Source organism: Desulfosporosinus orientis DSM 765, from assembly GCF_000235605.1.
Lineage (GTDB): Bacteria > Bacillota > Desulfitobacteriia > Desulfitobacteriales > Desulfitobacteriaceae > Desulfosporosinus > Desulfosporosinus orientis.
In genome coordinates, this window is sequence record NC_016584.1 from 4139074 (window position 1) to 4162817 (window position 23744).

General features: G+C 43.9%; 19 protein-coding genes and 1 riboswitch. Of the genes, 4 read left to right on the top strand and 15 right to left on the bottom strand.

What is annotated here, in order from left to right; all coding sequences use genetic code 11:
- Positions 1 to 45: 45 nt before the first annotated feature.
- Entirely contained in the window at positions 46 to 171 is a 126-nt protein-coding gene (locus DESOR_RS30720; RefSeq protein ID WP_014186267.1) for a hypothetical protein, read from the bottom strand.
- A 384-nt stretch (positions 172 to 555) separates the two neighbouring features.
- Here DESOR_RS30720 and DESOR_RS19295 point away from each other — a divergent pair, with 384 nt between their 5' ends.
- The gene (locus DESOR_RS19295) at positions 556 to 1404 is read left to right on the top strand and encodes a site-2 protease family protein (RefSeq protein ID WP_014186268.1); all 849 of its coding nucleotides are present in this window, start codon (positions 556 to 558) and stop codon (positions 1402 to 1404) included.
- On the opposite strand, the gene DESOR_RS19300 is transcribed toward DESOR_RS19295, so the two are convergent.
- From DESOR_RS19300 to DESOR_RS19310, 3 genes are read right to left on the bottom strand one after another with little or no spacing between them, the layout of a single operon-like run.
- Positions 1401 to 3134, bottom strand: coding sequence for a hydantoinase B/oxoprolinase family protein (locus DESOR_RS19300; RefSeq protein ID WP_014186269.1), 1734 nt, complete (start codon positions 3132 to 3134; stop codon positions 1401 to 1403). The two genes, DESOR_RS19295 and DESOR_RS19300, sit on opposite strands and share 4 nt — an antisense overlap.
- A gap of 19 nt (positions 3135 to 3153) precedes the next feature.
- Entirely contained in the window at positions 3154 to 5205 is a 2052-nt protein-coding gene (locus DESOR_RS19305; protein WP_014186270.1) for a hydantoinase/oxoprolinase family protein, read from the bottom strand.
- Between the two features lie 35 nt (positions 5206 to 5240).
- Positions 5241 to 6614 (bottom strand): UbiD family decarboxylase, encoded by a 1374-nt coding sequence (locus DESOR_RS19310; protein WP_014186271.1) that lies wholly within the window; start codon positions 6612 to 6614, stop codon positions 5241 to 5243.
- 186 nt (positions 6615 to 6800) lie between these two features.
- Positions 6801 to 6979, bottom strand: a riboswitch (cobalamin riboswitch).
- A gap of 135 nt (positions 6980 to 7114) precedes the next feature.
- Here DESOR_RS19310 and DESOR_RS19320 point away from each other — a divergent pair.
- Positions 7115 to 9454 carry an N-acetylmuramoyl-L-alanine amidase gene (locus DESOR_RS19320; protein WP_014186273.1) on the top strand — a complete coding sequence of 780 codons (2340 nt, stop codon included), beginning with the start codon at positions 7115 to 7117 and terminating at the stop codon, positions 9452 to 9454.
- Positions 9455 to 9650: 196 nt separating this feature from the next.
- On the opposite strand, the gene DESOR_RS19325 is transcribed toward DESOR_RS19320, so the two are convergent.
- The 6 genes from DESOR_RS19325 to DESOR_RS19350 form a co-directional block, all read right to left on the bottom strand.
- Complete coding sequence (locus DESOR_RS19325) at positions 9651 to 10175, bottom strand: hypothetical protein (RefSeq protein ID WP_427853952.1); 525 nt, start codon at positions 10173 to 10175, stop codon at positions 9651 to 9653.
- Between the two features lie 386 nt (positions 10176 to 10561).
- Positions 10562 to 11059 carry an acetolactate synthase small subunit gene (gene ilvN / locus DESOR_RS19330; protein WP_014186275.1) on the bottom strand — a complete coding sequence of 166 codons (498 nt, stop codon included), beginning with the start codon at positions 11057 to 11059 and terminating at the stop codon, positions 10562 to 10564.
- Positions 11056 to 12756, bottom strand: a complete 1701-nt coding sequence (ilvB, locus tag DESOR_RS19335) for a biosynthetic-type acetolactate synthase large subunit (RefSeq protein WP_014186276.1) — start codon at positions 12754 to 12756, stop codon at positions 11056 to 11058. Before ilvB ends, ilvN begins: the two co-directional genes overlap by 4 nt.
- 261 nt (positions 12757 to 13017) lie before the next feature.
- On the bottom strand, positions 13018 to 14196 hold the full coding sequence (locus DESOR_RS19340) for a benzoate/H(+) symporter BenE family transporter (RefSeq protein ID WP_014186277.1): 1179 nt from the start codon (positions 14194 to 14196) through the stop codon (positions 13018 to 13020).
- Entirely contained in the window at positions 14189 to 14578 is a 390-nt protein-coding gene (locus DESOR_RS19345; RefSeq protein ID WP_014186278.1) for a (deoxy)nucleoside triphosphate pyrophosphohydrolase, read from the bottom strand. The genes DESOR_RS19340 and DESOR_RS19345 overlap by 8 nt, the downstream gene beginning before the upstream one ends.
- A 112-nt stretch (positions 14579 to 14690) precedes the next feature.
- A complete protein-coding gene (locus DESOR_RS19350) occupies positions 14691 to 17255 on the bottom strand; it encodes a bifunctional diguanylate cyclase/phosphodiesterase (RefSeq protein ID WP_014186279.1) in 2565 nt (854 codons plus the stop codon).
- 364 nt (positions 17256 to 17619) lie between these two features.
- Between DESOR_RS19350 and DESOR_RS19355 the strand changes: the two genes are divergently transcribed.
- Entirely contained in the window at positions 17620 to 18795 is a 1176-nt protein-coding gene (locus tag DESOR_RS19355) for an MFS transporter (RefSeq protein WP_014186280.1), read from the top strand.
- Between the two features lie 44 nt (positions 18796 to 18839).
- On the opposite strand, the gene DESOR_RS19360 is transcribed toward DESOR_RS19355, so the two are convergent.
- The 4 genes from DESOR_RS19360 to DESOR_RS19375 form a co-directional block, all read right to left on the bottom strand.
- On the bottom strand, positions 18840 to 19646 hold the full coding sequence (locus DESOR_RS19360; protein WP_014186281.1) for an ABC transporter permease subunit: 807 nt from the start codon (positions 19644 to 19646) through the stop codon (positions 18840 to 18842).
- A 26-nt stretch (positions 19647 to 19672) separates the two neighbouring features.
- Positions 19673 to 20578, bottom strand: coding sequence for an ABC transporter ATP-binding protein (locus DESOR_RS19365; protein WP_014186282.1), 906 nt, complete (start codon positions 20576 to 20578; stop codon positions 19673 to 19675).
- Position 20579: 1 nt separating this feature from the next.
- The gene (locus DESOR_RS19370) at positions 20580 to 21602 is read right to left on the bottom strand and encodes a class I SAM-dependent methyltransferase (protein WP_014186283.1); all 1023 of its coding nucleotides are present in this window, start codon (positions 21600 to 21602) and stop codon (positions 20580 to 20582) included.
- A 78-nt stretch (positions 21603 to 21680) separates the two neighbouring features.
- Positions 21681 to 22994, bottom strand: coding sequence for an ABC1 kinase family protein (locus DESOR_RS19375; protein ID WP_014186284.1), 1314 nt, complete (start codon positions 22992 to 22994; stop codon positions 21681 to 21683).
- Positions 22995 to 23127: 133 nt separating this feature from the next.
- On the opposite strand from DESOR_RS19375, the gene DESOR_RS19380 reads away from it, so the two are divergent.
- Positions 23128 to 23337, top strand: a complete 210-nt coding sequence (locus tag DESOR_RS19380; protein WP_014186285.1) for a hypothetical protein — start codon at positions 23128 to 23130, stop codon at positions 23335 to 23337.
- A 66-nt stretch (positions 23338 to 23403) separates the two neighbouring features.
- On the opposite strand, the gene DESOR_RS19385 is transcribed toward DESOR_RS19380, so the two are convergent.
- Positions 23404 to 23742 carry a phage holin family protein gene (locus tag DESOR_RS19385; protein WP_014186286.1) on the bottom strand — a complete coding sequence of 113 codons (339 nt, stop codon included), beginning with the start codon at positions 23740 to 23742 and terminating at the stop codon, positions 23404 to 23406.
- Between the last annotated feature and the right edge of the window lie 2 nt (positions 23743 to 23744).

Here is a 23744-nt window from a genome sequence, read left to right on the forward strand (position 1 = left end):
GCCCTCGTAACACGCTCTCTATGTTATTTAGTGATTGTCTCTCAGTCATGAATTTTCTGTTTTCATATTTTGGGATTTGGTTTTATGATTAACTGAAAGAGTCATATAGCATAATCCATACCCTAAAACTGAGAAACAGATAGCCGTCAGCAAAAAATCCAGTCCTTCCATACGAGCCCCTCCCTTTCAATTAACCATTTAAATAATAACTACTTGCCGCCGAACGGCAATCTCCACGTCTGGCGCTGCCGCTCAGCGAATCCTCTTCAAGCTTGAACAGGACCTGTAGAAACAACTTCACACATTCGAGGAAGTTCTCTACTTATAAGTTTAAACTAGCTTTCTTGAATTTCTCTAAACAATTTATAAACAAATTATAAACTTTTTTCCTCTAGGACAGTATTTTCCGTCTTATTTTCTTTTTTTCAACAAAAATCCTTTTAGCCAGTATATTTCAATAGTAAGCTAATAGAGAATATAATCATTTATAGAATCCGTGTCATAAGAATGATAAACTTAACCTAGCCCAATGGGGAATGTTAAGGGGAGATTAAAATGCTTAGCAAAGAAACTGAACCTAATAACGACTTCGTAATAAAGTCAAAGGGCAAACATTCCAAAACCCGTATCAGTGTCCTTGTAACCGCCCTTTTAGGCCTTTTAAAGTTTAGTAAGCTTGCAGTCCTAGGCAAATTTCTGTTAGGAATACTAAAAGCTTCAAAGTTCCTAAGCACCTTTTTGTCCATGGGACTAACCGTTATTCTTTATGCCCAAATTTATGGCTGGTTATTTGCGGCAGGCTTTGTCGCTGTTATTTTCATCCACGAAATGGGACATTACGCAACCAGCCAAAAACTGGGGTTAGATGTGTCTGCCCCTACTTTTATTCCTTTTTTGGGAGCTTTCATCAAGATGAAGGCTGTTCCCAAAAGTGTACGAGAAGAAGCGATAGTTGCCATTGGCGGACCGGCAGCCGGAGCATTCATTACCTTGATTTGTTTAGGCCTTTATTTATGGGCCGGTACTCCTTATTGGGCTGGATTAACTTATGTTAGTGCTCTGATCAATCTCTTTAACCTGCTTCCTTTCGGTGCCCTGGATGGAGGGAGGATTTCAAAGGCAATCTCTCCCTATATCTGGGTTATTGGTTTAATCATGGCTATCATACTGATCTGGAAATTTCACGCTTATATACTTTTACTGATTCTTTTTTTGGGGATCAGCGAACTGATTACCATGTACCGGCGAGAGCCGGAAACGGCCCAATACCTTGAGGTTGAAGGGAATTTCAGACTGAAAATCGGGATTTCTTACCTTATTCTGATAGCATTATTGTCCCTAATCATGATGTATTCCTTGGAAATAACCAAAGAGCTCTCTAACACCATCTATCAAACATTCTAACTAATTGCCCTCAGCTTTTTTGTCCCTGCCCAATCCACTCCTCCTTCATCTATGACAACTCCATAATCCGTCCTGGCCTTTGTTCTGGATATAACTCCGTTTAACACATCCTGCCACACACTTTCCGGCTCTCGCTGCCAGGGGTCCCCCCATCCACCTCCACCTGAGGAAACCATGGTAAGTACCGCTCCCTTTGTTAAGGTGCGAGGGCTTTCTTTGCTTGCTAAGGGAATTTTTTCTTCATCAGGTGTCAACAATTCAACATAATTTAAACTTCCGGGCTTCCCTGAAGCTAAAGCAAAGGGAGGTATTTTCATGCCATCGCCAAACATTACGATATTGGTTGGTTCGCCATAGAATTGCAAACTATAACGAATACCCGGTCCTCCCCGCCACTTTCCTGCACCGGCACTATCAATTTCCATTTCATGACAGAGAGTTAAATGAGGGTATTGCAGTTCATTGGCTTCGATGTTAGGCGAACGAACTCCGCCAAAGTTTGATAAAGGAGCCATATAAGGATACCCATCTCTTCCCCATATTCCTCCGCCTGAACCCAAAGCACAAAAGGCAAATCCTACATAAAACTCCTGATTGCGGGGGTCTACGCCATAAAAGGACGGTCCGCAGTACCGGCCGAAGCCGGCAGGCAAGCGTTCTTTTGCAGGGGCAGATAAAGCTTGGAAAATGGCACTGATGATTTCACTTGCCGGAGTCAAGGTACTTAAGGTGACAGGCGCCGGGTCGTGGGGGTTGAGCAAACTACCCTCCGGCAAGTTCACTTGTATTACTCTAAACGCTCCGCTGTTGCGGGGAATATCCGGACCTAAGGCCCAAAGAGCCCCTATCCATGCCGCTGTGGTACTTGTCACTAAAGCAGAGTTGACAAACCCTTTTACTTGAGCATCCGTGCCCTGGAAATCTAAGGTCATCTCTTCTCCTCTGATTATGACCTTGACTTTAATTTTGATGGGATTTGCCTGAAAGCCATCATCATCCACCCATTCTTCACCAAAGTAATCCCCATCCGGCATATTAGCTATTGCCTGCCTGGTCAGTTTTTCTGCATGCCCCAGAAGATGCTTTGTAGTCTCTTTTAGTTTGGCTGCAGAGTAGTTATGAATCAACTCGTCTAAACGGGCAGTTCCAATCTTGTTGGCTCCAATTTGGGACCATAAATCATTTTGAAGCATCTGGGGATTGCGGACATTTTGGGTGATTAAATCCATAACTTCTTGAATGAGGTTCCCTTGGCTGATAAGTTTAATTGGCGGTATGCGCAGGCCTTCCTGAAAAATCTCCGTTGCTTTTGAATTATAGCTGCCGGCAACGGACCCTCCAATATCCCCATGATGTGCCCTGCTGACACAATAAAATAGAGGCTCTTTATCCACTACCAACGGGGTAATGATTCCAATATCCGGGAGATGATTTCCTCCCCGATAAGGGTCATTGATGATAAACACATCCCCCTCTGCTATTTGATTCCTATATTTGCGAATCACTTCTTTAACGCTAAAGGTACCGGCAGCTGCAAGGATGGGGATACCGTTAATCTGAGAGACTAAATCCCCATTTCCATCACAGATTCCACAAGCAAAATCACAAGCTTCCGCAAAAATTGGAGAACGTGATGAGCGTTCTAAGGCATAGCTCATTTCTTGAGTGATGGTATCCAAGCGATGAGCAATAACTGCCCGTTCGATAACTTCATCCATTTTGCTAATCATCTCTCTGCCCTTTCCTTTCCTAGTTTATAGTTATTATTAAATTTCTTTTCCCATCAATTTCAGCTTGGCAGCATTCATCTAAAAAGATGGTGGTAAATGTCTTTTTTATTAATACCGGGCCATTTAATATCATTCCAATGTCAGCGTCTTGCCAATGAAGAATTTTGACCTCTTGAAATGATCCTTGCCAATAAACAGGTTGAACCTCCTGAATGGTTAAGTTTTCCGTGCCTGTTACTAACTCAGCCCTTTTCTCAGGGCATGACTCTTTCTCCAGTGCCAATAAGCGCAGATTAACCAGCACTATAGGCTTTTCAGGTTGACTATAACCATATAGCTTCTGATGAGTTTCATGAAATCCGATTGCTAAGTGCTTCCAAACCTCCAGGTTCGTTACCGATTCCTTGATGGCTACCGTTATCTCGTGATGTTGATCCGGATACTTTAAGTCAGCAGACCAAACATTGTCTCGCTGATCTGCAGCCACTCCCAACCGAAATAATTCTTGATTTGCTTGTAATTCCAACTCCTGAACGACCTGGTACCAGTGAGCATCAGGGATTTCTCCCAACACTGTGTAAAGACTGCTCATAACTTCATGTTGAAAACGAGCATAATGCAAGCCCTGGGCGCAAAACACCGGCGACAGTTCCGGGATCACAACTTGACGAATTCCTACACCTTTAGCAAGCTCTGCAGCAAATATGGGCAGTGCCCCACCTACAGCTGCTAAACTAAATCTCCTCGGGTCATATCCTTTTTGAACGGTCATTAAGTAGACCGCATCCACCATCAACGACAAAGCGACTTGATAGATAGCATAGGCAGCCTCCGGCACCGATAACCCCAAAGGCACAGCAATTGTTTTCTCAATGACTTCATAGGCGAGTTTTTCATCTAAAGCCATACGGCCGCCCAGAAAACTTGACTTATCCAGCAAGCCCATGACTAAGGCTGCATCCGTAATGGTTGCTTTTTTGCCCCCTAACCCATAGCAGGCCGGTCCAGGTTTAGCTCCGGCCGAATGGGGGCCGACTCGCAGCATGCCTCCCTGATCAATCCAGGCAATGCTGCCTCCGCCTGCGCCAATGGTATGGATATCCAACATAGGGAGTTGAACAGGGTAGCCTGCAATGACTGCCTGAGGGGTAACTTCTATTTCACCCTTTCTGATTAGAGAAACGTCAAAGCTTGTACCCCCCATATCGCCAACTACTAATTCGGAGATCTGTTGTTCACGGGCTAAAGCCCAGCCGCCTTTCACTCCTCCGGCAGGACCGGAAAAGAGAGTATGGACAGCACGCCTGCCGGCCTGAGCCAGATCCGTTAAGCCGCCATTATTTTGAGCAATCGATATAGGGACCTTTAGCCCGTTATCCCGGAGGTAAGCCTTTAAATCATGTAAATAGTTACTTAAAATCGGACTTAAGCGGGCATTTAAGACCGTTGTCGTGGTTCGCTCGTATTCGCCAAGATGAGATGACAAATCCGATGACAGTGTAACAAAAACCTCCGGCAAAATTCTTTGCAGATACTTCTTAAACTCTGCCTCATGAGCAGAATTGCGGCAGGCAAAGAGCAAGCAAACCGCAACCGCTTCCACTTTTTCTTGATGCAGATACCTGGCAATTTCCTCAATTTGCTCCAGATCAACCTCCCGAAGAGATACCCCTCGATAATCCATTCGTTCCCTCAGTCCTATGCGCAAATAACGCGGTACTAAAACCGGAGGCAATTTAACCCGAAAATCCCATTGCTCGGTCAACTGAGAACGGCGTAATTCTATAGCATCCCGGAATCCTTCCGTTGTTATTAGAGCTGTTTTTGCCCCTTGTCCCTGAAGCAAGGCATTAATTCCAACCGTCGTCCCATGAATAAACTTCTCAGTCTGCTGTAAAAATTCTTTAAGTGAACAATGGAGTTGTCCAGCCAACTCCGACAATCCTTGCCTAATAGGCTCCAGCGAATTGCCCAGATTAGAGGAAACTTTAGCAGTGACCACATGTCCTTGACGGTCACGAACAACAAAATCGGCAAAGGTTCCTCCTACATCGACGGCAACTTCATACATATTCCTTCCCCTTCCTTAGTTTATGAATAATTCTTTTAAAGTCCAAACGATCCCATAAATCTCTGAATGGATTGTTGTACTTCAGATGACATTTCCACGGTTGGAGCGAAACCTTCCAGGGGCTTAGTGGCATCGATTCCCATCTTAGCAGTACGGCTTAATTCATCCGTTGACGGGTCTAAAGTACACCCCATACCCATATGCTGAGGAACTATCGTCACTCCCTTATCCGCTTGAAGCCGGGTCGCCATGGCCCATAAAACCTGCCGTTCGTCAAAGACATCCACATCTTCGTCCACGACTACCACCATTTTAAGATTATGATCCACGGAAAAAGCGGTAAATATGGCCTGCTGAGCTTGCCCTTCGGCAATTTTCTTCATGGAGATATAACAATGAAATAAGCCGCAAGCGGAGACAGGAGCATGAACACTTCTTATGTTCGGCAAGGTTCTGTTTAAGGCGTTGAGCACATCCCCTTCTCTTTGAACGGCGACGATGGTGATATGCTCGGAGCTCATCCCCGGAGTAATGTCCTGAAATAACGGTTTTGTACGGTATTGGATTCCTTTCACTTTGAAAATGTTTTCCGTACTGCGGTAACAGGCATAATTTGTAAATTCGGCAAAGGGACCTTCAGCTTCCCGTTCTCCGGCGACAATTTCTCCTTCAATAACTACTTCCGCATAGGCAGGAACGCAAAGATCAATCGTATTGCAGCGAGCTATTTCCAAAGGAGCTCCGAACAGTCCTCCCATAGCTGCAAATTTGCCTAAATCATAAGGAACCAAAGCCATTGACCCCATAGAAATATTGGGATGAATACCAAGAACAATCGCTGCTTCAAGAGATTTACCCAGCTCTTCAGAGCGTCTGAAATACTCCCATAAGCGTTGCCGGGAGTGAAGGCTGATTCCTAATTTATCCCTGCCCTTCAGCTGCATACGATGATAGCCCGCTGTATCCGCGCCGGTTAGAGGATCCTTGGCTATGACCAGACCTGCCGTAATATAAGGACCGGCATCAATAGGAAAGTGAGTTAAAATCGGCAATTTATAAAGATCAACCTCTGAGCCCAGAAAAACATTGTCACGAAAAGGCGCCTCCTGGATCTCCACAGGCTCAATGCGCTGGTTAATTCGTTTTGAAAACTCTGAAGCCAGATTATGGGGATGAACACCCATACCTAAAGCCAGACGCTCCCGGGGGGCTAAAACATTCGTAACAACTGAAATATCATGTCCTTTCACATTATCAAAAATCGTCAGGGGATAACACCGTGCTTTTTCTAACTCCATGATTAAGGTGCTGATTTCGTACTTTGAATCGATTTCCTCCCGGACATGCACTACCTCCAAAGGATTTTGCTGCTTAACACGTTCAATAAACCCTCTCAAATCCTGTTCCATCTCATCTGCCTCCTAAAATTCTAAGATTTTTACTTTCTGCTAAAATCACTTGTTGGATCCTGAAGGCCCTGACTTTGCTTAGCCTTCAGGAGCTGGCCAGGCAATAGTAAAAAAGACGATAGAAAAAAGCCCGCAGTCATAGACCGGGGGCTTTACCATCGTCCGCCAAAGCCTGGGCAAGCAGGCTTATCTCATTGATTACAGGCAGGTCTTCTGGCTCAAAGATCATCATCACCGTACGCCTTCCCAGCCTCAGCCAGTGGCCAATGTACGGGACTCCCTTCTTACAGTGGTGGGTCCGCTCAGGATTAAGGCCTGATTCCCTATTCTCCCCCATTGGGGGCACCTGTAACAGAATCTGGACTGCCAATTGAATTTCCTTTAGCAGTCATTTATTTTTTAATTTCGACATCAAATTAGGATCTCCTTCTTGAATAGAGTTATTTTCATGAAATTGTAACTAATCGAACTAAATTTTATGATATAATCGACATGATTAAATGAATGAGAGGGTGGCCCTTCTGAAAAAGCTTATTTTATCCTTAATCACTTCTCTTGCCTTTGTATTTTCCACGCCATATATAACTCAAGCCAGTCCCTTGGCTTACTTAACAGAACGTATTGCCGGTCAAGATCAAGTTGAAACGGCTCTTAAAATATCCCAAAAAGGTTGGAACTCTGCTCAAACTGTTATTTTATGTGAATCTAATGACTATCCTGACTCCATAGCAGCAGCCCCATTTGCTGCCAACTTAGATGCCCCAATTTTGCTAACCAAAGGAAAGTCCATCGATCCCAGAGTTGTCAAAGAACTGCAGCGTCTGTCCCCCCAAAAAGTGATACTTTTGGGGGGAACGGCTTGTTTGCAGCCGTCAATCGAAAAAGAACTTGATCAATTGTCTCTGCCCTGGGAACGAATTGGGGGCATAGACCGCTATGAAACCTCCGTTCTTCTGGCTAAAGAATTAATTAGTGATTCTGTGATTCTTGCCAATGGAGATAATTTCCCCGACGCTTTATCTGCGGCAACCTATGCTGCCATCAAGCGAATCCCCATCGTTCTTACTTCCACCAAACTTCCCGATTCTGTCATTCAATACTATCAGGAAACCGCACCAGCTCAATTAATTGTCATCGGAGGAGAAGCTGTTATTCCTTCAGAAGAATTAAATAAGCATTATTTTAACATTGGAACTCGTCTAGCCGGTTATGACCGCTACGGAACCAATGCTGCTGTGGTTTCCTATATGAAAGATACATACCAATCCAATGACCTTTTTGTAGCTTCTGGCATTACCTTTCCAGATGCTGTGGCAGGGACCGTTCTTGCCTCAAAATTTAAGGCTCCGCTTTTACTGACTGAAAATGAGGATATTCCCGCTTCAGTCTATACCATCATGCGCCAGCATATGAAAGTAGAACCGCCTGCCTCCAACACCGGCAATAACGCCAGTGAAGACAGTAATGACAGTACCTCAAGCAGCACAAGCAATTTAAACAATTTATTTCAAGGAAAAATTACAGCCTCAGGAAGTTTAAACCTCAGAGAAAGCCCCTCCTCCTCCGGAACTGTGCTCACCACCATTCCGGAGGGATCCGTCATTAACCTCATTGCTAAACAGGATCAATGGTATAAAACAACCTACCAATCTAAAACAGGCTGGGTGTCTGCAACCTATCTGACGGTTATCTCAAAAAAAGGAACAGTCACTGCCTCCGGCAGCTTAAACCTCAGGGAAACCCCTTCTTCCACAGGAAAAATCTTGGCAACCATACCCAGTAATGCTTCAGTAGAGCTTATCGCCCAGCAAGGCCAGTGGTATCAAACTACCTATCAAGCCAAAACCGGATGGATCGCTGCTGACTATGTCACTGTAAATACGACTGGGGATAACTCCCCCCCTCCGGAGAACAACCCGTCAACCCCTGATAACAACTCGTCAACACCCGACAACAACACACCTTCGAAAATCGACTTAAGTGCGAATGGAAAGGTCTATATATTAGGCGGAACAGGCATTATTAGTGCCAATTCTCAAGGGATTATGGAAGGGAAAGCTTCTTCCAAGTATAAAGATAACCTTAAAGCTTTTCCCCCGCTCCCTTCCGAAATCAAAGAACCTACAACTCCTTCAAGCGGGGACGATTCCACTACTCCTGATAATAATAATGACAATCCCCCGGAAATCACCTACGATCCTTCAACAGAAGTACTCATCAATCCTTTTGATGTAATACCCGCCAATGCCCTGGCCGGAAAAACCATTATGATTGATCCCGGACATGGCGGACCAGATACGGGAGCTATCGGTCCCACTCCCACCTATGAAAAAAATAACACCTTAGCTATTGCCTTAGACTTGGAAACTGCCTTGAAACAAGCCGGAGCCAAGGTTATCCTCACCCGGGATGAAGATGTTGCTCTTTGTTCCCCTTACACAGAAATAGAAGACCTGCAGGCACGTGTCAACCTCGCTGAACAACAAAAACCCGATTTGTTTATCAGCATTCATAATGATGGTAATCTTAATTCAGAAATTCAAGGCACCACAACTTACTACTCTGGGGACAATACTCAAGCCTATCAAAGCCAGCAACTGGCCAGCAGTATTCAGTCTGCCGTCATTGACACCGTAGACACCAAAAACCGGGGGGTTAAAGAAGCTGCTTTCTATGTCCTGCGCAAAACCACCATGCCTGCGGTCTTGCTGGAAACTGCCTTTATATCCAGTCCCTATGAAGAAGCGAGACTGCAAAACTCAACCTTCCGTCAGAATGTCGCCAATGCCATCTTGATCGGAATCTACAACTATTATAAAAATCCTTTGCCCGGTGCCTAATGGATAAAGCATAAAATACTCTAATATCGGCAATTTTTTCAAGTATCTCTTCTGGAAACTTATTTTTGATGCGTAGTTGTTAATCTAAAAATGATTGATAGAAATTTTTCGATACTTTCTCTCTGTCAAATACAACAGCTCCTTGAAGCCTTTCCTAAAAGTCTTCAAGGGGCTATTTTTTTGTCTGGGGTCCCGTTTAAGTCATTTTAATCGCCGGAGGCCATCGGCTTATGATCTTGGCCATGTTCTCAAGGAAGGATTTGAGCTGCTTGCGCAGTCTCTCCTTCATCTCCTTATCCTTCGTGGTCAGCACGGTTAACAACAGCTTGAGTTGGTCAAAAGAGCGGTGAATATTGCCGCGGTGAAATTCAAACAAAGATTCGGCTTGCCTAGTATAGTATTCGGGATCGGCGTTTTCAAATCCGGAGACCGTAAAATTGGGAAACTCGGGAACTGTGAAACCTGACGCAACGAGCACGGGAGCAGAGAAGCGCGGGCCTGCGGAGCGAGTTTTGGCGGGCGTTGCTTCTGGCGCTGCTTCCGTGGCAGCGGGTTCTGCCGTTGCGTCGGTCTGGGGGGATTCAGCGCCTGCGGCGGGTATGGGGGAGCGCGAAGTTTGGACGCTTTGGGCGGCCGCCGGCGCTTCTTTTTGGCTCTTGTCCGAATTCGCTTCTTTCCCCGCGGCTCTCGTCCGTCCTGCCCGGAATTTTGACTTCAGCATGTGTTGAGTTAATCGGCATTTTTTTCTCCTTTCGCATCTCAGCTTGGCAATCGTCTCTTATAGCGGCGGCAAATTCTTGTGAGTAAAAGCCAGTCCATGCTTCATTATATGAACTTGTCCAGAAACGGTGACAAACCCAAAATCAAAAAAGCAAGAAGTATCTATTCAAGTCATTCTTGCTGTTATAGGCTGGTTTGACTTTATCCGCCTCCTTGCTGAAGCTCGCCGGACCTCTCTTGTTCACATGAGTCCCATTGAGTACATGCTGTAGGTACAAATCCCAAAAACATCTAAATGCCCGTGCCGAGCGCACGACAAAAGAAAACCGGCCTGGCAGTGCAATATGCCATAGCCGGTTCTTTTAGTTTAACAAAGAAACCGTATACTTACTGATCTTTGGCCGGAATCGGCCCCCGGGAAAGAGCGATTTTTCCGGTACGGACAATTTCAATAATTCCATGATCATTTTCTAAGACCTGGCACAAAGCATCAATCTTGGTTCCATCACCTGACAGCTCAATGACCATAGTCTCTTTATTGACATCAACGATACTTGCCCGAAAAATCTCAGCAATATTTATGATATCCGAACGCGTCGCCATACTCGCCTTAACCTTGATCAATGCCAACTCTCTCTGAATTGATTCCACTGCTGTGAGATCACTGATTTTTATGACATCAACTAATTTGGAAAGTTGATTGACGACCTGCTCCTGCTCAATTTCATCCCCTTCTACTACTATGGTGATCCTTGTAGTATCCGGTTCCTCTGAGTAACCTGCGGCAATACTTTCAATATTGAAAGCTCGACGGCTGATCAATCCGGAAATATGAGTCAATACTCCAGGTTTATTCTCTACTAAGACAGCTAGTGTGTGCTTCATCCCTCTGTTCCTCCCAACATCATCTCATCTAAACATGCACCTGCCGGAACCATGGGGAACACGTCTAATACTTCGGGAATTCGAATATCCACTACCACCGGGCCCGGAATAGCCAAGGCTTGCTCTAAAACTTTATCCAATTCCTCAGGTTTTGTCACTCTTAAACCGGCTACCCCCATGGCTTCCGCCAGTTTCACAAAATCCGTAGCAGATGCTTTAAGACTCGTATGGGAATACCGGGCCCCATAAAACATTCTTTGCCATTGCGCAACCATTCCCAGAACCTGATTGTTAAAGATCAAAACTTTAACCGGGAAATTATGCTCCGCCAGAACCACCAGTTCCTGACAATTCATCATGACCCCGCCATCACCGACAAAAAGGATAACCGCCTTATCCGGCATTCCGCATTGAGCACCTAAAGCAGCCGGCAGGCCATATCCCATAGTACCCAGGCCGCCTGATGTGAGGAGTGAACGAGAATTTTTAAAGCCATAAAACTGGGCAACCCACATTTGATGCTGACCGACATCTGTAACGATGACTGCATCTCCCTGAGTCAAATCACTCACCTTTTTAACTACTTCCTGAGGCATGATAGAATCTGATCCCTGCACATAGGTCAAGGGTTTTTCTTGATACCAATTGCGAACTTTCTCAAGCCAGGGCCGAACCTGTTCCTGCAATACACCTGAGACATCCTTAACTTTCAGAGAGAGCTCAGGAAGGGACCACTTTAGATCCCCAATGACCCGTATATGAGCTAAGACATTTTTATTGATTTCTGCCGGATCAATGTCAAAATGAATGATCTTCGCTTTGGGGGCAAACTCGCTCAGAAGCCCGGTTACTCTATCGTCAAAACGGACTCCGATCCCAATCATCAAATCACATTCTGTCGTAGCCATATTCGCCGCGTAAGTTCCATGCATTCCAACCATCCCTAAATACTGAGGATGATCGTAAGGAATACACCCTAACCCCATCAGAGACGATATTACCGGAAACCCGGACCTGTTTACTAAATTTCTCAGTTCTTCCGCTGAATCAGAAAGGTTAACCCCGCCACCTACAAAGAGAAGAGGTTTCTTGGCCAATTTCATTTCCTGGAAAACCTTATCAAGGATTTCGGAATCACCTGCAAAAACAGGGCGATAGCCACGCAACTTAACCTCAGGCGGGTACTCATAATCGAGAGAAGCGGCAAAAACGTCTTTGGCAATGTCCACAACCACCGGTCCCGGCCGGCCGGTACGAGCTATATAAAAGGCTTCTTTCAGAACACTTGGTAAATCTTCAACATTTTTCACGAGATAGTTATGCTTTGTAATAGGGGTTGTAATACCACGAATATCTGCCTCTTGAAAAGAATCCCTGCCAATCAAAGGAACAGAAACCTGACCTGTGATAGCCACTAAGGGAATGGAGTCCATATAGGCAGTGGCAATTCCTGTTACAAGATTCGTTGCCCCAGGGCCGGAGGTAGCAATAACAACACCAACCTTGCCGGTAGCCCTGGCATAACCATCTGCCGCATGAATCGCTCCCTGTTCGTGCTTGGTTAAGATATGCCTAAAGTTTGCTTGATACAAAGCGTCGTAAAGAGTTAATACTGAACCGCCGGGATAACCAAACACCACGTCAACCTCTTCATTTTTCAAGGACTGTATAATTGCTTCTGCTCCTGTCATTAACAAATTGGTGAACCTCACTTTCAATAACAATATCACTATTAACATTCAGGCAGCTTTACCTGAACTCTGGCAAAAAGCTTAATTATTATAGTCAAAGCCATCTTTTCTGTACATTAAGTCAAAGAACCTGTGAAAAGGGTTACTTGCATAATGGAATTTACGTTACTATTCTAACAATTATAGCATAAATAAATGATAAATGAAGCAGAGTACCGGGTTCCTATTATTTCAATTTATGACCAAATATCATTGAATCTTATTATATCAGCCTCTCGCTGTCAAAGGATTGTTTTCGATATACCGGGCAATGAACGTACCTATGACCAACGCCCAAACCGGTGCACTGATACTGAGAAATGTAGTATTTGATATGGCAATAATAAAAGTAAAGGCAGCACTCAACTTCATCGTTGGTTTTGAAAGCCCCACTGACAAACTGTTGCCAAACACTCCGATCAGGGCAAAACCAACAACCAAGGATACGAATGCTGAAGGCAAAGCCTGAATCCACGGCACTAACTTCCAGGCAAATACACCGAATAACAGGATAATACCTCCTGAGACCACCGCCCCCATATAACGCTGTCCTTTCGGCCCCGCCTCTTCATCCGAACATATAGCAGTCATCATCCCCGCAACATTGGCTGATTGCCCTCCAAAAAAACTAGTGATCATGGAAAAAATGCCGCTTAAGACGATGGCACGGTTAACAGGAGGCAGGTAATTATTCTGTTCTAAAGCCCCGATTCCCACTGCCGCGTCATTACTGAGAATCAGAAGGGCAAGGGGAACGGAAACAGAAAGAAAGCTTAAAGGATTGATTTGGGGAATCTGCAGAGTCGGTATGACAAAAGCCGAAGTTAAGGGACCACTGTTAAGGGGGTGTGAAATAAAGAGTATCACAAAGCCTGCCAAAATGGCCGCTACCATTGGGGGGATTCGTTTATTCCATCTATAAAATACAAAGTATGCTAAAAGGGAGACTCCGCCAACCAAGGGAAGTTGATATATGGAGGAAATAAAAGAAACCATATACTTGGTTATCATTCCTGCCAACATTACTGAAATTATTTGTTTGGGAACATACTCTATTAGTTTCGAAAACACCCCAAAATATCCAATTAAAAACATTAGCAGCCCAGCCATTAAATAAGAACCGATCAATTCGTTATAGGTGAATTGTGAGGAGACTGTGGCCAGAAAAGCGACTCCTGTAATGGAATGGGCTCCTACAATAGGTATTCGATAATACAGCGGTACCGCTAGACTATAAATTCCGCCAAACACATAGACCGAAAACATCCAGAGAATGGTTTGTGACATGGTAAAATGGCCTTTAGAAGCTGCTTCCAAAATAATCACCGGCGGACCGGTTATCGCTAACAGACCCGAAGCAATGCCTGCAGCAATATTTTTGCTGTTTAGATCCCTTAAACTATTCATGTAGAATCTCCTTTAATTTTTCCACGAGAGGAATGTCGGCAGGAGCAAAATCATAAAGATCCAATTCCCAAGGCTTTGCCCAGAGGATTTGACTGTGTACTTTAAGATGATAATTTCCTGAAACCCAGCGGCACCAAAAAGCCATTAATTTAATGACGCCATTGGGATACTTATAAACACTGTCTGCAAAGAAATTCAAAACTTCAATATCAACGTCCAGTTCTTCTTTAATTTCCCGTTTCAGACAATCCTCCGGGGTCTCTCCCGCCTCAATTTTGCCGCCCGGCAGCTCCCATTTACCCGCTAACTCATCGTTGACCCCTCGTTGAGCAATTAAAACAGAATGGTCTTTTACGAGAATTGCAGCCGTTACTTCTTTCAAAATCCGGTCCTCTTTTCTACGATTTATTTGCCTAAAATACTGCTTTTTAAAATTCACACCACGTATGTTGCTTAAGAAGCCAGTCTGTGATACTAGAGAATTCAATTTTTTATTAAAATAAGGAAACGATTTCTTCCTTAGGAACAGGTTTGCCTAATAGAAACCCCTGTACTTCATCACACCCCATACTGCGAAGGTGATCCAACTGAACACGTGTTTCTACCCCTTCTGCCAGCACATTAAGCCCCAAGTTTTTGGCAAGTTGAATAATTGTTAGAACGATAGCGTGTCCCCCCGCACTTTTGTCAAGGATTGATACAAAGGAACGATCTATCTTTAGTGTATTGAGAGTGAACCGGCTTAAATAACTTAGAGAAGAGAAGCCGGTTCCAAAGTCATCAATTGCCAGATGGATTCCCATGTTCTTAAGCTTTTGAAGAATTTCCACACTGGCAACAACGTTTTCCATACTGATTGATTCCGTAATTTCCAGAACCAGCCACTGAGGATCTAAACCTGTTTCCTCAAGAATTTGAGAAATTTGTTCCACAAGGTTTTTCTGCCGGAACTGTCTTGCCGATAAATTAACAGCTAAACGAAGGGGAGGATAACCCATATCCTGCCAAAACTTATTCTGAGCACATGCTGATCTTAAGACCCATTCTCCTAAGGCGAGAATAAGGCCACTGTCTTCGGCTATGGAAATAAAACTACCAGGCAGAAGCAGTCCCCTCTCAGGATGCTGCCAACGAATAAGGGCTTCCATTCCACAGAATTGACCATCACTGAGCCTGTATTGAGGTTGATAATAGAGCAAAAATTCTTGTCTTTCTAGAGCCCGGCGCATTTCATTCTGCAGAGAAAGCCGTTCCGCCAAACGCTCATTCAAGTCACGTGTATAAAAACTATAACTGTTTCTGCCCTCAGCTTTCACATGGTACATTGCCATATCGGCCCGTTGAATAAGCACCTCTGGTTCTTCTCCATCCAGGGGAGCTAGGGCAATACCCAAACTAGCCGTTATGTAAACCTCCTGATTTAAAAGCTGAAAAGGAGTGTTAAAAACATCCAACAGTTTTTGTGCCACATGAGCTGCATGTCTCTCGGACTTTAAGCAAGGCAATAAAATCAGGAACTCATCCCCGCCTTGTCTGGCAACGGTATCCCCTTGCCGCAAAACAGCTTTAAAACGCTTTCCAACCTGGCATAGTAAACTATCCCCTGCGGCATGACCCAGAGTATCATTAACCAGCTTGAACTCGTCAAGGTCGATAAAAAATACAGCAACCAGCAGCTGTTCACGCAGAGCGTGGAGAATAGCTTGTTGCAGCCTGTCAATGAACAACTGGCGATTGGGCAAGTCAGTCAAAGAGTCATGGTGCGCTTGATGTGACAAACGATGCAAAAGCTCACGTTTTTCACTGACATCGTGGAAAACAAGCACTGCACCGATGACCTGGCCATTACGATCTCGTATTGGGGCTGCAGAATCATCAATATGATAATACCTTAGACCATCTTTGCGTTTGAGTATTGCATGATTAGATAATTCAACAACTCGATCCTCTATCAAACACTGCCAGATTGGTTGTCTCATGGGTTCAGACGTTATTTCATGAAAAATATCAAATACCCTCTCAACTTCCACGCCTTGGGCATCTTCATTCTTCCATCCTGTCATGGCTTCCGCAACGGGATTTAAATAAGTGACAACCCCAAAAACATCTGTCGTAAGCACAGCATCGCCAATTGAAGCCAAAGTCACCTGGGCGCGTTCTTTCTCCTGCCATAGTTCATCCTCGCTCAAAACTCGTTGACTGACTTCATCGTAGAGAACGACGATACTTCCTGTGGAAAGTTTATAGATAACCCCTTCACTCCAGCCTTTGGCACGGTAGTTATCAAAGAATACGGCCGGAAAGCGGGCTCTCTCTCCGGTGTCATATACTTGAAACAGCAATTTATCAATCTCTAACTCCGTTGCCATAGGAAACACATGCGTTAAAGATGAGCCAATAGCTTGATTACGGGAAATATTCTCAACTCTTTCAGCAACCGGATTAATATCGGTACAAATAAAATCCTTACCATCATCCGATATTTTGAACGTCACCACAGCACTATTCATGGTTTCAACCATATCCCGGAACCGTTCTTCACTGGCTGCAAGAGCAGCCTTCTCAAGCTGAAGCTTTTGCCGGCCCTCATCTGCCCACAAAGCTAATTTGAGTTGATCGACAAAAGGCTTAAGCTGCGCTACTCCAGTGACAAGAAAGTAATTTTCCAGCTGAAAATTCAAAGCGAGAACTCCGACCACACAATCATCGTAAGAGATCGGCATATAGGCCACAGATTGTAAGCTATCAATTTGGACAGTGTTATCACGAATAGCTTGCCCTAGCTTAGACTGCCCCAGGCCGCTCTCATCTAAGCCCTTTTGGAGGGATAAGACCTGATTTTCCGTCAAGCCGCCCTGAGCTTTGATTCGAAGTGAACCGTCGTCTTCCTTTACAGCTATGTAAACAACGGGATAATTCGAGGATTGTACCAATTCTTCACAAAGATATTGGAAAATTTCCTGAAGGGGTTGTTCTTTCAAAATACGTTGAGTGATTCCTTCAAGGACATAAGCCAGCGCATGGATGTGAACTTGATCGTCTGTCTCAAACTTGCCCATAGTTTTCACCCTCCGCTAAAAATTACTCCATAATCTTATAGAAGCAAGCTCCTATGTCTAATGAGATATTTTGTAATTTCCTCATAAAATGCGGAATTCCTGCACGAATCGTGGTTATTTTGCATATTTATTCAATTAAGCATTGTAGGCTGCCCACTCACTTTTGTGAGCTGCAATAAAGAAAACTTGGCTGGCGCCAAGCCGCAGGCGCGGCGGCAGCCTTAGTTGCACTTATGCTTAGAAAGTATAATAACGAAGTTTTATACTTTCTGACAGTAAAAAATAATTGCCGCCGCAACTTTATTAATAGTATAGTTAGGATAAGCGCCAAGTAATAATTAGCAACAACAAAGGAGGTTAGTTTGTGATTAACGACAATTCCCAGACTGATATCCTCATCTGGAACAAGACCTTCTTTTTCGTTCTCATAGTATCCTTTCTTATGTTTCTGTCCATGTATATGCTGCTGCCCACACTCCCCCTCTATGCACAAACTCTTGGCGGGAATGAAACTATTGCCGGTACCATTGTCGGAATTTTTACCTTCTCAGCAGTCCTAGTCCGCCCCTGGTTCGGCAATTTACTCGACCGGAAAGGCAGAAAACTTATCCTTGTCATCGGCATAGCAGTATTCCTAGTATCATCACTGGCCTATCATTTAGCCTTTACAGTTATTTCCTTACTAATATTCCGAGCTGTTCATGGGATTGGCTGGGGAGCCTCAACAACTGCGGCAAGTACCATCGCTTCAGATGTTATCCCGTCTGCCCGGAGGGCTGAAGGAATGGGCTATTATGGAATGGCATCTACCATCGCCATGTCACTGGGACCGGCATTTGGGCTATACATCATCAAATATACATCTTATTCTCTGTTATTTACAGGTTCAGCCATTATTGCCGCCCTGGGATTAGCGTTCTCCCTGCTGATAAATTATGAAACTCCCCCTGAAAAACAACAAAAAGTCCTGCCTGCTAAGCATGGTGTTATTTTAGAAAAAACGGCCCTGGCTCCGGCTATTGTTTTATTCTTCATTACTTTGACCTATGGCGGTATTATCAGCTTTTTACCTGCCTACGCTGCTTACCGGGAAGTTGAAAACATCGGAATTTTTTTCACCGTTTTTGCTCTCGTCTTGTTATTAAGCCGGCCCATCATCGGAAAACTGGCTGACAGATACGGCATAAAACAATTCCTGGTACCTGGAATTGTTTTAATAGCAGGTGCCCTCATCTTACTGGTCAAGACATCGACTCTGTCAATGTTTTTACTCGTTGGTATCCTTTATGGACTGGGTTTCGGCACGGTACAGCCTATTTTAAATGCTCTGGTTATCTCCCTATCCCCACCTGAACGAAGAGGTGCAGCCAACGCCACCTTTGCCATGGCAATGGATCTGGGAATTGGGCTGGGTGCTGTTGTTCTTGGTTTTATAGCCCAAAAAATGAACTTCGAATATATGTACGGCAGTTCCGCTCTTTTTGCTTTCATTGCTCTGATTATGTACTTTGCCTTACTTAACAGGAAGCTGTCCGCCTGAGCTTTCTAATTCCGAACGGCTTCCCCAAGTAAGGTAATATTGTTCTAAATAGCCAAATCCTGTTTTTCAAAAACCTTTTTGGTAAAATGCCAAAGCAGTACCGAAACTGCGCTTAGCTTTACGATGCTCCCTTTTGGATTAATCGTTCCTTCCAAAATTTCCTGAGGCTGAAAGCATTGAAAGATGGACAAACTTTTCAGCCACGAAAACCGATTGTTCAGACTGCCAAGAACATCCATTCCGTAAAAGCCCAGTGTCAGCCCTATGGCATAGGTAAGGGCTTTTTCTTGATCCACAAACCAAGCTGAGAAAAACAAACTGTATATTTCAATCAACGAAAAAAAGGAGACCCCTAAAAAACCTAATCTCAGATAATTTCTCCGTTTAATTGTTATACCAGCGCATAAAGCGGCAAAAAAGAGTCCAAAGATTGTCGCCCCAACTAAAATACCATTGGTGCTCATTAAAACTCTAAGTTGAGTGGAAAGAATCTCACTTCGAGAAACCGGCGTCGACAAAAGAAGAGCTAAGGATCCATTGTCCACCATTTTGGCCAGTAAAGCGTTGGCCGTCTGAATTCCGTATAGGGCCATAAGCATAACCCAGATTCTGGCATAGAACTGTCCTGATATAAAAGCTTCAAATGTATCTGTTCTGGCATTTTCAGATACTCCAAATACGGTTTTTACAGCAGAAGGCATAGACTCTGCAATTTCAGTAACTGCTGGATTTTTTGCTATTATTGGATAAACTGACGTTAACAGCCCTTCGTACAGAAAAATACCCGTTGAAATAGCGACCACTTTCTTGCGATATTGTCTAAACATTGCCCGAAACAATGCCCTGTTCATAGTTACACCACCTTAAGTTAGAAGCTCTATCGATAAAAATCCATGAAGGCCTCCTCCAACTCAAGTGAACGCTGTCTGAATCCTTTGACATGAATTAAGGAGAGAGTTGTCCAGAGATTTTCCAGTTCACCGGCTATCTGAACAATAAAGCATTTCTCATGGATAGGAATAAGATTTAAGGGACTTTGTTTAAGAATCTCAACATCTTCATCACTTTCTACTTCAATTTCAAACAGTTGATACTCAGCTTCTCGAAGCTGAGTTATGCTTTCCACCGCCAGAAGGTTACCTTCTTTGATAATGCCAACCTTTTCACAAGTCCGCTCAATCTCTGTAAATTGATGGGAAGACATAAAGAGAGTCTTCCCTTTGTTCTTTTCTTCCAGGATTAATTCAATAAACACCTTTTGCATTAATGGATCCAGTCCTGAGGTTGGCTCATCAAAAATAAGAACACGGGCGTCCAACATCAAGGCCGAGATAATTCCCAGTTTTTGCTTCATGCCTTTCGACATTTTCCGAATCAGTATTTTTAAATCTAACTCGAAAGCGTTGGCAAAGTAATCCCGCCCTTTTTTTATGTGGGGAAGATTCCCATGCATTCCTGCCATAAGCCCCAGAAAATCCAGACCCGTCATGTTCTCGATAAAGCATAGCTCCCCAGGCAGGTAACTGACGATTTTCTTTACCTCTGTCTTCTCTCGCCAGCAATCATGTTCATTAATGGCAACACGTCCGGAATCAGGCTGCAAGAACCCCATTAACAGGCGTATGGTGGTTGTTTTACCCGCTCCATTCGGTCCAAGAAACCCGAAGGCTGTACCTGGTTCAACCTGAAAGCTAATATTTTGTATTCCTTTGCCTTCGCGGTATGCTTTGCTCAGCTCTTTAACCTCAATCATTTCATCCTCGCTTCCTAAAATTTTCTCCATATTATTCTCCATTGAACTCAGAGGGTTTTCTGGCAAAAAAATAGTGAGAAACTTTAAACGGCAGCGGAATCGCCTCAATTTCCATAAACCCGGTTTGTTCTAACAGGTCAGTCATCTCGTGCTCAAAGGGCAAGCCCTCAAAATTCTGATGACAGGCCAGAAAAAAGCTCATTAAATTTTGCGGAATATGGGTTTTTATAATTTGCAGGGATGGAGTTACTCCACGCAGAGCTGTTAATATCCCAATCCGTCCGCCAGGACGTAATAACTCATAAAGAGAATTCAAAAGTTCCACACGTTTTTCCCTGTCAAAGTAGTAGATATTGTTATTGAGAAGACAGCAATCATAGGTTCCTGGGCTTTCATGAAACTCCAAGACATCCGCCGGCTCAATCCTAATCCGTCCTTGATATGAGTCCATTTGGGCATCTGCTCGCTTCGCTACCTCGGGATTAATCTCTAAGCCGACACCTCTTAACTCAGGAAATTCTGCGGCCAGCCTCTGCAAAAACGCGGCTTCACCACAACCCACATCCAAGACATTACTCCAGCCGTCTTTTTCACATTTTTTTCTTAGCAAGGGCCAGACAAAGGGTTCGGAGGCTTTTGAAGCTTTGGAGATAAGTTCATTTTCCATCTCGCTTTCCATTGGGCCGCGAGGGATTGTCCTTTTCATCAAATCCGGCAATTTCCCAAAACAAGGTCCCCAATGAAGAACAAACTCTTTATACATCGCTTCGAGACCATAATCACGGTAACGATATACGGCTTTTCCCATTTTGCTTAGTTGAAAACGACCATTTTTTACTGCCACAAGCTCTTGGACTCTTGCTTGCTCCAACCAATGATCCAATAATGTTTCATCCCATTCTGAGCTTTGTGTCATAATCTCTGCTTTGGGTTTTTCTTCGAGTAGGCGCTCCCAGAGGTTCAGCTCGAATCCCGTGTGAACGAGCCACATGAATCCTAAATTTTCCATAAGGGATACCGTCTTGCTAAGCAGCGCCATCATTCCAACATCCATGGAGTTACCTCCCACATAACCGGTTCCATTTTTTACTTTTATTGTATGTTCACTGGAAAACCGGTTGTGTCTGTCTGCTTAGTTCGACATAATTTTATTCCATACATTTGTCCAGATGGTTTTAAAAACCCCTCCTTTGCTAAAAGGTTTAGCGTGCTCAATCAGGCTAAACTCAGGATCCAGTTCTTGAAGGGTTCCCTCTAGGGTCAGCAAAGCTTTGCCCATTAAAATAAATTCAGAAGGAATAATAATGCGGTAACGATAGATGATATCGAAAAATTCCTGAATTGATTCACCCAGGCCGGACTTATTCCCAACAACCTTTATATGTTTACGGCGTAACCGGGCAATGTCATTTTGGAAGCTGTTTTTGTCCAAGGAATCAGGGACTATTCCCATTTTCGAAAGGGTCTTAATAATTAAGTCATAATTTCCTCGAATCATTCCGGAAACTAGGGAAAGAATTTGTTTCCTCATGGTCGCGGACAGCTGTCCCATAATTCCAAAATCAATTAAGCCAATTTTGCTCTCTGCCAGAATTAATACATTTCCCGGATGAGGATCAGCATGATAAAAACCCCCGCGAAAAATTTGCTGAAAAATTGCCCTGCACAAGCTTTCGGCAATTTGTCGAACATTATGGCAGGCCTCTGGGGAATCCATAATTTTATGCAAGGGAATACCCGAAATGTATTCCATTGTTAACACTGATGGGCGAGAAAATTCCCAGTAAATTTTAGGAATCTCAATTTTAGAACTTCCTTTAGAAAGTTTGGCAAGCTTTTCAGCATTTCTGCCTTCATTCAAAAAATCCAGTTCCTTTGTTATAGTATTCGAAAACTCTTCTAACATTAAACGCCAAGGATAACGTGACCCCACCTGTGTTTTCGACTCGATACGATTAACGAGGAATTGGAAAATTTCCAAATCTGTTTTGACCGTCTCTTGAATGAATGGCCTCTGGATTTTCACGGCAACCCTATCTCCATTTTTTAAAACAGCCTCATGGACTTGTCCCATGGATGCCGATCCCAGGGGAATTGGCTTAAACTCATGATAGACAGACTCTAGGGGTGCTTGTAAGGCTGTTTCAAGGACTTGACGCACTACACCAATAGATAGCGGCTGAACTCGGTCTTGGAGTTTTGCTAATTCCTGAACAATGGGTTTCGGGAGCAGGTCAGGCCGTGTACTCGCGATTTGCCCAATTTTCACAAAGGTTGGCCCTAACTCTGTGAAAGCGTTTCTGAGCCGAATTCCCAAAATTGTTAGGTTATCTGTCTTTGCCGGCAAGGAGTTACCTGGGATAAACAAATATCCTAGTCCATACCGGATAAAAACTGAAATAATCTCATAGTACCGGGCAAAATGCCTTACAGGTATCTCAAACATAGTGAATGCTCTCCATTCCTAATACACTATTACATAATAATGAAAATGCCGGCGTAAGGTGAATAAATGTTTTATAAGAACACACTGCCAGTCAATTTACATATATTGGGAATAGGGGGAGGTGGCCAACATTATGTTCTTAGGAAGAAATCGCTTTGTAAATCAAGCCAATGTAGATGCCGGCAATCTAGGTGCAGGAGAAAACACAGAATTGTTTAACCAAAACAAAGCAGTACCCGTGGGAATGCAGCGGTTCTTAGCCAAAAAAGGCATCAATTCTTCTGACGACTTTCTAAATCGAATGCAGTATGCGCCTCGAGTCAACTTCAGAAAAAATCGCTAAAATTCACTTTCAGAACGGCACCAAAAAGAGCGGGAAAAATCCCGCTCTTGTCCATAATTATTAATATTATCTTCGTTTCATCTCCTTAAAGCTCCAATTTGCCAGAGACATAATCAAAGAAACAAGAAAGGCATTCCCAAACCCCGGTACAGAAAACCCTGGCAATAACCCGCTTGTAAGCATAACCATCCATGTATTAATAACCAAGGTAAATAATCCCAGAGTTACCAGATTTAAGGGTATAGTCAGAATAATCAACAAGGGACGAATCATTATATTAACCAGAGCCAGGACAATTCCAGCCAATAAGAAAAGGAGAGGGGTGGAGGCGTGAACCGGCAGCAACTGTGCAGCAATCAAAAACGCTAATGTATTCACAAGAAAACGGTAGCCCAGTCCTTTCAAAC